The sequence below is a fragment of the Proteus sp. CD3 genome (assembly GCF_008808075.1).
Taxonomy (GTDB): domain Bacteria; phylum Pseudomonadota; class Gammaproteobacteria; order Enterobacterales; family Enterobacteriaceae; genus Proteus; species Proteus appendicitidis.
This window is the reverse complement of sequence record NZ_CP019686.1, coordinates 2559960-2572763: the sequence shown is the minus strand read 5'-3', so window position 1 is coordinate 2572763 and position 12804 is coordinate 2559960. Positions and strand designations below refer to the sequence as shown.

At 41.7% G+C, this 12804-nt stretch carries 8 protein-coding genes; all 8 read left to right on the top strand.

Annotated elements, in window-relative coordinates; translation table 11 throughout:
* The first annotated feature begins 170 nt into the window (after positions 1–170).
* The 8 genes from ampD (at position 171) to mscS (ending at position 12679) form a co-directional block, all read left to right on the top strand.
* Positions 171–713 carry a 1,6-anhydro-N-acetylmuramyl-L-alanine amidase AmpD gene (gene ampD, locus BTA34_RS11715; protein ID WP_151435732.1) on the top strand — a complete coding sequence of 181 codons (543 nt, stop codon included), beginning with the start codon at positions 171–173 and terminating at the stop codon, positions 711–713.
* A gap of 325 nt (positions 714–1038) precedes the next feature.
* Positions 1039–1809 carry a pyruvate dehydrogenase complex transcriptional repressor PdhR gene (gene pdhR / locus BTA34_RS11710; RefSeq protein ID WP_151435731.1) on the top strand — a complete coding sequence of 257 codons (771 nt, stop codon included), beginning with the start codon at positions 1039–1041 and terminating at the stop codon, positions 1807–1809.
* A gap of 163 nt (positions 1810–1972) precedes the next feature.
* Positions 1973–4639 (top strand): pyruvate dehydrogenase (acetyl-transferring), homodimeric type, encoded by a 2667-nt coding sequence (aceE, locus tag BTA34_RS11705; protein WP_151435730.1) that lies wholly within the window; start codon positions 1973–1975, stop codon positions 4637–4639.
* 12 nt (positions 4640–4651) lie between these two features.
* Entirely contained in the window at positions 4652–6517 is a 1866-nt protein-coding gene (aceF, locus tag BTA34_RS11700) for a pyruvate dehydrogenase complex dihydrolipoyllysine-residue acetyltransferase (RefSeq protein ID WP_151435729.1), read from the top strand.
* A 200-nt stretch (positions 6518–6717) separates the two neighbouring features.
* Positions 6718–8145, top strand: a complete 1428-nt coding sequence (gene lpdA / locus BTA34_RS11695) for a dihydrolipoyl dehydrogenase (protein ID WP_151435728.1) — start codon at positions 6718–6720, stop codon at positions 8143–8145.
* Positions 8146–8620: 475 nt separating this feature from the next.
* Positions 8621–11218 (top strand): bifunctional aconitate hydratase 2/2-methylisocitrate dehydratase, encoded by a 2598-nt coding sequence (gene acnB / locus BTA34_RS11690; protein WP_151435727.1) that lies wholly within the window; start codon positions 8621–8623, stop codon positions 11216–11218.
* Between the two features lie 136 nt (positions 11219–11354).
* Positions 11355–11726 carry a YacL family protein gene (locus BTA34_RS11685; RefSeq protein WP_151435726.1) on the top strand — a complete coding sequence of 124 codons (372 nt, stop codon included), beginning with the start codon at positions 11355–11357 and terminating at the stop codon, positions 11724–11726.
* 92 nt (positions 11727–11818) lie between these two features.
* Positions 11819–12679 (top strand): small-conductance mechanosensitive channel MscS, encoded by an 861-nt coding sequence (gene mscS / locus BTA34_RS11680; protein WP_151435725.1) that lies wholly within the window; start codon positions 11819–11821, stop codon positions 12677–12679.
* Positions 12680–12804: the final 125 nt, after the last annotated feature.

Here is a 12804-nt window from a genome sequence, read left to right as displayed (position 1 = left end):
AAAAGGACTTTATTGGCGAATAGATAAAATAAAATTTGAGTAAAATATCGAAAAGAAAAAGGAGAGATACAGAGTTAATCTTTATTATTGAGGGAAAGTTCGCATTTATTGATGAGTATGAATTAATAAAGTTATTGATAATGGCTAAAACAGAATAAAAGAGGGTTGATGTGGAAATTAAACAAGGTTGGTTAATCGATGCGAGACAGGTTCCTTCACCTAATCATGATAAGAGACCTGAAGGTGAGCTTCCTTCTTTATTAATTGTTCATAATATCAGTTTGCCGCCAGGGCAATTTGGTGGACCTTATATTGACCAGCTTTTTACCAATACACTGTCAGAGCAAGATCATCCTTTTTTTAGTGAGATTGTTAACTTAAGAGTATCGGCTCATTGTCTTATTCGTCGTGATGGAGAAATTGTGCAATATGTGCCTTTTACTGAGAGAGCGTGGCATGCTGGCGTTTCTTTATATAAAGGCAGAGAAAAATGTAATGATTTCTCTATTGGTATAGAGCTTGAAGGTACTGATGAGTGCGATTTTACCCAGCAGCAATATCAACAATTAGCGAAGATAACTCAATCGCTTATTGCTCTTTATCCTGCCATTGAAGAAAACATTACCGGGCATAGTGATGTTGCACCAAATAGAAAAACCGATCCGGGACCTCATTTTGATTGGGCTTATTATCGCAGTTTGTTAACAAAATAACCGGCTGAGTTGAATTTAAAATCATAGAGTTTGAATTTAAATGCAGAATAACATTGCTGTCACGCTTCAGTTTGACTGTTTATGTGTTTAAAAAACGTTAAAAAATTTATTTTTAACGTTTCTGTATAATGCGATCTAGTTATCACTTTTGATGATTTTTTAAAATAATTTGTTAAAATTTACAGGTTTTTATGATTTCGCTCAACAACTGTATAGACAGTTAGTGAATACTTTGTTACTTTATTATCCGTTATATTAAATTGGTATTACCAATTGACAACTCAATCACTAAGGTAATAGTTATCCAATAATGGCTTCCAGCAATATGGCTTACACAAAAATCCGCCAACCTAAGCTTTCTGATGTTATTGAGCAACAACTTGAACATCTGATTTTAGAAGGTACTCTGCGTCCAGGAGAGAAACTCTTACCTGAACGTGAACTGGCGAAGCAATTTGATGTATCTCGCCCTTCATTGCGTGAAGCTATCCAAAAATTAGAAGCTAAAGGTTTTTTACTCCGTCGCCAAGGCGGTGGTACCTTTGTTCAGCATAATCTCTGGCAAAGTTTTAGTGATCCTTTAGCTCAACTGCTTAGCGGGCATCCCGAATCTCAATTTGACCTTTTAGAAACTCGTCATGCACTTGAAGGTATTGCCGCATATTACGCTGCATTACGTGGCACTGATGAAGATCTTGACCGCATTAAAGCTAGCCATGATTGCATTTTGAAAGCCCATGAAGAGGGTGATTTAGCCGCTGAGTCTGAGGCTGTATTGCAATATCAATTAATTGTCACGGAAGCTGCCCATAATGTCGTTTTATTGCATCTATTACGATGCATGGTGCCAATGCTTGAGCAAAATATCCGTCAGAATTTTGAGTTTCTTTACACTCGTAAAGAAATGTTAACTGCAGTAAGTGAGCATCGTAGTCAGATTTATCAGGCCATTATTCATAGAGAGCCAGAAGCTGCTCGTGAAGCATCACATCGCCATTTGGCTTTTATTGAAGACGTTTTGTTGGATATGAGTCGTGAACATACTCGCCGTGAGCGCTCTTTGCGCCGGCTACAACAACACCCTGATTTATTTTAGTAGCACAGATCCTGACCGCTGAGTCTGTACTACCTATCGCCCTGTGATTTTCAGGGGAAGCGGTAATAACAGCAGGGCCTATCTTCCCGTCATATCAGATAGGTAAAACGGGAAGATAGGCTCCCATAACCATTAAAAACAGATAACAGATAAGGAATACACCATGTCAGATATGCTGAAAAATGACGTGGATCCGATCGAAACTCGCGACTGGTTACAAGCGATCGACTCGGTCATCCGTGAAGAAGGTGTTGAGCGTGCACAGTTCCTGATTGATCAGGTATTAAAACAAGCCCGTAATGGTGGTCTTAATATCGCTTTGGGCGGCTCTGTACACAGTGATTATATCAATACCATTCCTGCTGAAGATGAACCCGCTTACCCTGGCAATCTGGAATTAGAGCGTCGAATTCGTTCTGCTATTCGCTGGAACGCAGTAATGATGGTTCTGCGTGCATCCAAAAAAGATTTGGAACTCGGCGGACACATGGCGTCATTCCAATCTTCTGCAACTTTATATGAAGTGTGCTTTAACCATTTCTTCCGTGCGCAAAATGAAACTGATGGCGGCGACTTGGTTTACTTCCAAGGTCATATCTCCCCAGGTATCTATGCGCGTGCATTCTTAGAAGGTCGTTTAACAGAAGAACAATTAAACAACTTCCGTCAAGAAATTGGTGGTAAAGGTTTATCTTCTTATCCGCACCCTAAATTAATGCCTGAGTTCTGGCAGTTCCCAACTGTTTCTATGGGTCTGGGACCACTATCTGCAATTTATCAAGCTAAATTCCTGAAATATTTAAATCATCGTGGCCTGAAGAACACCACTGCACAAACTGTGTATGCGTTCTTAGGTGATGGTGAAATGGACGAACCAGAATCTAAAGGTGCTATCACTATCGCAGTTCGCGAAAAATTAGATAATCTGTGCTTCGTAGTTAACTGTAACTTACAGCGCCTTGATGGCCCAGTGACAGGTAACGGCAAAATTGTTAACGAATTAGAAGGTATCTTCGCGGGTGCTGGCTGGAACGTTATCAAAGTCATGTGGGGCGACCGTTGGGACGAATTGCTGCGTAAAGACACTTCAGGCAAACTCGTTCAATTAATGAACGAAACGCTGGATGGTGACTACCAAACGTTTAAATCACGTGACGGTGCTTACGTTCGTGAACACTTCTTCAATCGCTACCCAGAAACTGCTGCATTAGTTAAAGACATGACTGATGATGAGATTTGGGCATTAAACCGTGGTGGTCACGATCCGAAGAAAGTCTTTGCTGCATTCCAAAAAGCAAAAGAAACTCAAGGTAAACCAACTGTTATTTTAGCTCAAACCATCAAAGGTTATGGTATGGGTGAAACGGCGGAAGGTAAAAACATCGCTCACCAAGTTAAGAAAATGAACATGGATGGCGTTCACCATTTCCGTGATCGTTTCAACATTCCTGTTGCTGATGAGCAAATCAAAGATCTGCCTTATATTACTTTTGACAAAGAGTCCGAAGAGTACAAATACCTGCATGCACGTCGTCAGGATTTAGGCGGTTATTTACCTGCTCGTCGTCCACGTTTTGAAGAAAAACTGGATATTCCAACACTGGAAGATTTCAGCCAATTACTGGAAGAACAATCTAAAGAGATTTCAACAACTATCGCATTCGTTCGCGCTCTGAACGTGATGTTGAAAAATAAATCTATCAAAGATCGTTTAGTACCAATTATTGCAGACGAAGCTCGTACTTTTGGTATGGAAGGCTTGTTCCGTCAAATCGGTATTTATAGCCCGAACGGCCAACAATATACGCCTCAAGACCGTGAGCAAGTTGCTTACTATAAAGAAGACGTTAAAGGTCAAATTCTGCAAGAAGGTATCAACGAACTGGGTGCTGGCGCGTCTTGGTTAGCTGCTGCAACATCTTACAGCACTAACAATCTGCCAATGATCCCATTCTATATCTACTACTCAATGTTTGGTTTCCAACGTATTGGCGACTTATGCTGGGCTGCGGGCGACCAACAAGCGCGTGGTTTCTTAGTTGGTGGTACTTCAGGTCGTACAACACTTAACGGTGAAGGCTTACAGCACGAAGATGGTCATAGCCATATTCAATCGCTGACTATCCCTAACTGTATCTCTTATGATCCAGCATTCGCTTATGAAGTTGCTGTTATCATGCAAGACGGTTTAGAGCGTATGTATGGTGATAAACAAGAAAACGTTTATTACTACATCACTACACTGAACGAAAACTACCATATGCCAGCAATGCCAGCCGGCGTTGAAGAAGGTATCCGTAAAGGTATCTACAAGCTGAAATCACACGAAGGCGCGAAAGGTAAAGTTCAGTTACTGGGTTCAGGTTCTATTCTGCGTCACGTTCGTGAAGCCGCAGAAATCCTGTCTGCTGAATACGGTATTGGTTCTGATGTTTATAGCGTAACTTCATTCACTGAATTGGCTCGTGATGGTCAAGATTGTGAACGTTGGAACATGCTGCACCCATCTGAAGCACCTCGCGTACCTTACATCGCTCAAATTATGAATGATGCACCAGCTGTTGCGTCTACTGACTACATGAAACTGTTCGCTGAACAAGTTCGTACTTATGTACCAGCAGACGATTACCGCGTATTAGGTACTGATGGTTTCGGTCGTTCTGATAGCCGTGAAAACTTGCGTCACCACTTCGAAGTTGATACTTCTTATGTGATTGTTGCTGCATTAGGTGAATTAGCTAAACGTGGTGAGATTGATGTGAAGGTTGTTGAAGACGCAATCAAAAAATACAACATCAACCCTGAAAAAGTAAACCCACGTCTGGCGTAAGAGGTAAAGTGAATGTCTATTGAAATTAAAGTCCCAGATATCGGTGCTGATGAAGTTGAAGTCACCGAAGTGATGGTGAAAGTGGGCGACCGTATTGAGGAAGAACAATCCTTAATCACCGTAGAAGGCGATAAAGCATCTATGGAAGTCCCATCACCACAAGCGGGTGTGGTTAAAGAGATTAAAATTGCCGTGGGCGATAAAGTCCAAACGGGTTCTCTTATCATGATTTTTGAAGCAGAGGGTGCCGCGCAAGCAGCACCAGCTCAAGCGGCTGCGCCTGCACCGGCTGCAGCGCCAGCAACAGCAGCACTGAAAGAAGTTCATGTTCCAGATATCGGCGGTGACGAAGTTGAAGTTACTGAAGTAATGGTAAAAGTGGGCGATAGCGTTGCTGAAGAACAATCACTGATTACTGTTGAAGGCGACAAAGCTTCAATGGAAGTTCCAGCACCATTTGCGGGTGTAGTGAAAGAAATTAAAATTGCAACAGGTGATAAAGTGAGCACAGGCTCTCTTATCATGGTATTTGAAGTTGCAGGTAGCGCACCTGTTGCTCAAGCAGCACCAGCTCCAGCGGCATCTGCACCAGCAGCATCCGCTGTGAAAGAAGTGAATGTGCCAGATATCGGTGGTGATGAAGTTGAAGTTACTGAAGTGATGGTGAAAGTAGGTGATTCCATCTCTGAAGAACAATCACTGATCACTGTTGAAGGTGACAAAGCTTCAATGGAAGTTCCAGCACCATTTGCAGGTGTGGTTAAAGAGATCAAAATTGCAGTGGGCGACAAAGTGAAAACTGGCTCACTGATCATGACTTTCGAAGTTGCCGGTGCAGCTCCTGTTGCTCAAGCACCAGCCGCCGCTGCTCCTGCGCCAGCAAGTTCTGCACCAGCAGCACCTGCTAAAGCACAAGCGACAGCGCCAGCTGCGAAAGAAGAGTTTGTTGAAAATGATGCTTACGTTCATGCAACACCTGTTATTCGTCGCTTAGCGCGCGAATTCGGTGTGAATTTAGCGAAAGTAAAAGGTACTGGTCGTAAAGGTCGTATCTTACGTGAAGACGTTCAGTCTTACGTGAAAGAATTAATTAAACGTGCTGAATCAGCGCCAGCTAATGCAGGTGGCGGATTACCAGGCATGTTACCTTGGCCGAAAATTGACTTCAGCAAGTTTGGTGAAATTGAAGAAGTTGAATTAAGCCGTATCCAGAAAATCTCTGGTGCTAACTTAAGCCGTAACTGGGTGATGATCCCTCACGTAAATCTGTTTGATGAAGCAGATATTACTGAGGTTGAAGAATTCCGTAAGCAGCAAAATAAAGAAGCAGAGAAGAAAAAACTGGATGTTAAGATCACGCCGTTAGTCTTCGTAATGAAAGCAGCAGCGAAAGCTCTGGCAGATATGCCACGCTTTAACAGCTCTATCTCTGAAGATGGACAGAAACTGATCCTGAAAAAATACATCAATATCGGTATTGCAGTAGATACACCTAACGGTCTTGTTGTTCCTGTTTTCAAAGATGTTAACAAAAAAGGCATTATCGAACTGTCTTATGAGTTAGCTGAAGTTTCTAAGAAAGCGCGTGCAGGTAAACTGACAGCAGCAGATATGCAAGGCGGATGTTTCACTATTTCTAGCCTTGGTGGTATCGGTACTACCGGTTTTGCACCAATCGTTAACGCTCCTGAAGTTGCGATTATGGGACTTTCCCGTTCTTCTATGAAACCTGTATGGAATGGTAAAGAATTCGTACCACGCTTGATTTTACCAATGTCATTATCTTTCGATCACCGTGTGATCGATGGTGCTGACGGTGCTCGATTCATCACTCTGATTAATCAGTACATGAGCGATTTACGTCGTTTGGTAATGTAATTTTAAAACCGGTGCTTAGCGCTGGTTTCTCTGATTACAATGATGGATTTTACAGTCATACATCTTAGGTTGTGAGATCCGTCATGTTAGAGCGCTTTTCAGTTTATTAACATTTCTGTAAACTGCATGCGGTATGTAAGTCTCGGTGTTAAATATGGATTATCGTCTGACTCGCCGGACAAATAAATAATGAGGTCACGATGAGTACTGAAATTAAAGCACAGGTAGTGGTTCTCGGTGCAGGCCCTGCGGGTTATTCCGCGGCGTTCCGTTGCGCTGACTTAGGTTTAGAAACAGTTTTAGTTGAACGTCACTCTACTTTAGGTGGTGTTTGTCTGAACGTGGGTTGTATCCCTTCTAAAGCGTTACTCCACGTTGCTAAAGTTATCGAAGAAGCGAAAGCATTATCTGAGCACGGTGTTGTATTTGACGCACCAAAAACAGATATCGACAAAATTCGTATCTGGAAAGATAAAGTTATCTCTCAGTTAACGGGTGGCTTAGCGGGCATGGCTAAAGGCCGTAAAGTTACTGTCGTTAATGGCGAAGCACGATTCACTGGTTCTCACTCATTGTCTGTTGAAGGTGCTGAAGGTACAACTACCATCACTTTTGACAACGCAATCGTTGCTGCCGGCTCTCGTCCAATCGAATTACCATTCATTCCACATGAAGACCCTCGTGTATGGGACTCCACAGATGCACTGCAACTGAAAACCGTACCAGAGCGTTTACTGGTGATGGGTGGCGGTATCATCGGTCTGGAAATGGGAACGGTTTACCATTCTCTGGGTTCTCAGATTGACGTAGTTGAAATGTTTGATCAGGTTATTCCTGCTGCTGATAAAGACGTGGTTAAAGTATTTACCAAACGTATCAGCAAGAAATTTAACCTGATGCTAGAAACCAAAGTAACTGCAGTTGAAGCAAAAGAAGATGGCATCTACGTAACGATGGAAGGCAAAAAAGCCCCAGCAGAACCACAACGTTACGATGCAGTATTAGTTGCTATCGGTCGTGTACCTAACGGTAAACTGTTAGACGCAGGTAAAGCTGGTATCGAAGTTGATGATCGTGGCTTTATCCATGTTGATAAACAAATGCGTACTAACGTACCTCACATCTTTGCTATCGGTGACATCGTTGGCCAACCAATGCTGGCTCACAAAGGTGTTCATGAAGGTCACGTTGCTGCAGAAGTTATCTCTGGTAAGAAACATTACTTCGATCCTAAAGTTATTCCATCAATCGCTTATACTGAACCAGAAGTTGCATGGGTTGGTATGACTGAAAAAGAAGCGAAAGAGAAAGGTGTTAGCTATGAAGTCGCTTCTTTCCCTTGGGCGGCATCAGGTCGTGCAATCGCATCAGATTGTGCTGATGGTATGACTAAACTGATTTTCGACAAAGAAACTAACCGTGTTATCGGTGGTGCAATTGTTGGTTCTAACGGTGGTGAACTGTTAGGTGAAATCGGTCTGGCAATTGAAATGGGTTGTGATGCTGAAGATATCGCATTAACTATCCACGCTCACCCAACGTTATACGAATCAATTGGTATGGCTGCGGAAGTATTTGAAGGTAGCATCACTGACCTGCCAAATCCAAAAGCGAAAAAGAAAAAATAAGCTGTTCGTTTACTGAAAACAGTTTAAATGATAAGGGCTAAGTTCTTTATAGAACTTGGCTCTTTTTTTATGGTTTCTATTTGGAATATGACTGTTTCGTGAGGATGCCTATCGATTATTATGTGCGTTAGTTGTTTATTTAACCGTTAATTTCACTTTAGTGCTAATTGGGGGATTAAAAAAACTATAAAAAGTGTGGTTATTAACCCAAATCTTGGTTAAAAGTCTCTGTTATATATTTTGTTTAAGTGTTTTAATCTGAATAAGTGGATATTTGAATCTGATTAATGTTACTTTTATGTGAACGAATTAACATCGTGTTGAAGATTTGCTATGCTGATAGCCCTTAGCTGGGCATAATTTTATAACCTCTTATGTTTTATGCGAGCAAAAGATCCTCTGACCTGGCATCCTTCAACAGACAGGGTGCAGACAGCCGGGTTATACAAAATGACAAAGAAGCGAGGAGACAGTCGTGCTAGAAGAATACCGTAAGCACGTAGCAGAGCGTGCAGCTGAAGGTGTCGTTCCAAAACCTCTCGATGCCACACAAACAGCCGCACTTGTTGAGCTATTAAAAAATCCCCCTAAAGATGAAGAACAATTTCTTCTTGATTTAATTGTTAACCGAGTTCCACCCGGAGTTGATGAAGCTGCCTATGTTAAGGCGGGTTTTTTAACTGCCCTCGCGAAAGGCGAAACCACATCACCTCTTATCACACCAGAAAAAGCAGTTGAATTATTAGGTACCATGCAAGGTGGCTATAATATCCATGCTTTAATTGAATCTCTGGATAATGATAAGTTAGCTCCAATCGCCGCCAAAGCGCTTTCTCACACCTTATTGATGTTTGATAACTTCTATGATGTTGAGGAAAAAGCGAAAGCTGGCAACGTTTATGCTAAGCAAATTATGCAATCTTGGGCTGACGCACAGTGGTTTACTGAGCGCCCTGAATTAGCAGAAAAAATTACTGTTACCGTCTTTAAAGTCACTGGTGAAACGAATACCGATGACTTATCTCCAGCACCTGATGCTTGGTCCCGTCCTGATATTCCATTACATGCTTTAGCCATGCTGAAAAATGCGCGCGAAGGCATTGAACCTGATCAGCCAGGTAGCGTAGGTCCAATAAAACAAATCGAAGCATTAAATAAGAAAGGCTTCCCGCTGGCTTATGTTGGTGATGTTGTAGGGACTGGCTCCTCACGTAAATCAGCAACTAACTCTGTACTTTGGTTTATGGGCGACGACATTCCGTTTGTTCCTAATAAACGAGGTGGTGGTGTTGTTCTTGGCGGCAAAATCGCACCTATCTTCTTTAATACTATGGAAGATGCGGGAGCGCTCCCGATCGAGGTTGATGTTTCTAAATTAAATATGGGTGATGTTATTGATATTTACCCATACAAAGGTGAAATTCGTAACCATGAAACAAATGAGTTACTGGAAACCTTTGAGCTGAAAACGGAAGTATTAATTGATGAAGTGCGTGCTGGTGGTCGTATTCCATTGATCATTGGTCGTGGATTAACGTCAAAAGCGCGCGAATCACTCGGTTTACCGGTTAGCACGTTGTTCCGTCATGCTAAACCTGTTGAAGCAAGTAACCGTGGTTTCTCTTTAGCACAGAAAATGGTTGGTCGTGCTTGTGGTCGTACAGGTATTCGCCCTGGCGAATACTGTGAGCCAAAAATGACCTCTGTGGGTTCACAAGATACCACCGGTCCAATGACTCGTGATGAGCTAAAAGACTTGGCGTGTCTTGGTTTCTCTGCTGATTTAGTGATGCAATCATTCTGTCATACCGCAGCGTATCCAAAACCTGTTGACGTCACAACGCATCATACCTTACCTGATTTTATTATGAACCGTGGTGGTGTTTCACTGCGTCCCGGTGACGGTATTATCCACTCATGGTTAAACCGCATGTTACTGCCTGATACTGTTGGTACAGGCGGTGACTCACATACCCGTTTCCCTATTGGTATCTCATTCCCTGCTGGTTCAGGCTTAGTGGCTTTTGCTGCGGCAACAGGTGTAATGCCATTAGATATGCCAGAATCTGTTCTGGTGCGTTTTAAAGGTGAAATGCAACCAGGTGTGACATTGCGTGATTTAGTTCATGCTATTCCTTATTACGCGATCCAAGACGGTTTACTGACGGTTGAGAAAAAAGGTAAGAAAAACATTTTCTCTGGCCGTATTCTTGAAATTGAAGGCTTACCAGAGCTGAAAGTAGAACAAGCATTTGAACTGGCTGATGCATCAGCAGAACGTTCAGCAGCGGGTTGTACTATTAAACTGGATAAAGCGCCTATCATTGAATATCTGCAATCTAACATCATCTTACTGAAATGGATGATTGCTGAAGGTTATGGCGATCGCCGTACTATTGAACGTCGTATTACGTCAATGGAAAACTGGCTGAAAGATCCGCAATTACTTGAAGCAGATGCAGATGCAGAATATGCGGCAGTGATCGAAATTGATTTAAATGAGATCAAAGAGCCAATTTTATGTGCGCCGAACGATCCTGATGATGCACGTCTGCTCTCAGAAGTGGCAAACAGCAAAATTGATGAAGTGTTTATTGGTTCTTGTATGACCAATATTGGTCACTTCCGTGCTGCGGGTAAACTGCTTGATCAGCATAAAGGTCAATTACCAACACGTTTATGGGTTGCTCCACCAACAAAAATGGATGCGGCACAATTAACGGAAGAAGGCTATTACAGTGTCTTTGGTAAGAGTGGTGCGCGTATCGAAGTGCCGGGTTGTTCATTATGTATGGGTAACCAAGCACGCGTTGCTGATGGTGCAACCGTGGTTTCAACATCGACACGTAACTTCCCTAACCGTTTAGGTACAGGTGCAAATGTGTATCTTGCTTCAGCAGAGCTTGCCGCTGTTGCGTCATTATTAGGTCGTTTGCCGGAGCCACAAGAGTATCTGGACTTTATGAATAAAGTGGATGAAACCGCGGAAGATACTTACCGTTATCTAAATTTTGACCAACTAGAGCAATATACAGATAAAGCAGACCAAGTTATTTTCCAAACAGCGGTATAACGGTTAATTTATTGCTTTAAAGTATTTTATATGAACAAACGGGAGGCAAATGCCTCCCGTTTTTTGTTATTTTTGTCATAATAAGAATAAGATATTTTTTATCAAAAAAGTAGCAGCTTAATAAGGGGCGTACACCATGGATTATGAATTTCAGCGAGATCTCACTGGCGGTATATTAGCCCGTTTTTCGATGGATCATGAAGCAATAGGTTATTGGCTGAATGATGAAATTCAGGGCGATATTAGTCTGATAGATCAAATTCTTGAAGAAATGGAAGGTATTAAAGGTAGTGAAAGACAGTGGGAATTAATCGGTAAAGAATATAGCCTTTCTATTGATGACGAAGAAGTAATGGTAAGAGCAAATACATTACATTTTGAAACAGATGAAATGGAAGAGGGCATGAGTTATTACGATAACGAGAGTATTGCTTTTTGTGGGCTAGATGATTTTGCTGCTATGCTACAAAAATATCGGTTATTTATTCTGGAAAATAGAAAAAATTAACAAATCCCATATATTTTTTGAATAAATCTGCCACAATATACTATTGAATTACTCTTCTTTTTATTACGTTTTTAAGTTTAAAAGGTGGTCTAATGAATGAATTACCTGCTAGTTTAGATGAAGCAACGGGTTGGTTTGTCGCCAATCAAGATCTCTTTATTCAGTATGCTGTGAATATTGTGGCTGCATTTTTGATCCTATTTATTGGGCTTTTTGTAGCAAAAGTGATTGGTAAAGGTGTCGCAAGAGTACTTACGTTGCGCCATATCGATGCAACTGTTGTTACATTTCTGTCTGTCTTAGTTCGTTATACTGTTGTTGCTTTTACCTTAATTGCGGTATTAGGACGATTAGGCGTTCAAACTGCTTCTGTTATCGCCGTACTGGGTGCCGCTGGTTTAGCCGTCGGTTTAGCATTACAAGGTTCGCTGTCTAACTTTGCTGCTGGTGTACTGATTGTTATTTTCCGTCCGATCCGTACGAATGAATATGTGATGATCGGGTCTGTGGAAGGTACCGTAAAAGATGTGCAGATTTTTTCAACCACATTACGTTCAGCCGATGACAGAATTATCGTTATCCCAAATAGCAAAATTATCAGTAGTGAAGTTATTAACTTAACGCGTGAACCTAATCGCCGTACACAAATTATAGTTGGTGTCGCTTACGATGCCGATATTGATAAAGTAAAACAAGTGCTTGGCGATGTTGTTGCAAAAGATAAACGTATTCAACATGAGCAAGGCGTGACTATTCGTTTACATGAAATGGCGCCGTCTTCATTAAACTTTGTGGTACGTGTTTGGACAACCAATGGTGATGCATGGCCAGTTTATTGGGATTTAATGGAAGATTTTAAACGCGCATTAGACGCGAATAATATCGGTATTCCATTCCCACAAATGGATGTTTATATGCATCAAACACAAAGTGCGACAGCGAAAGCAGAATAGTCTCACAAGAATAGATGACATAGAGCCACGTTAATAACGTGGCTTTTTTGTATTTATCACCATTAGTTTTTCTTATTATCAATAAGAATGATTCATTTCCTCTAATATCAAAACCCTTCTATTAT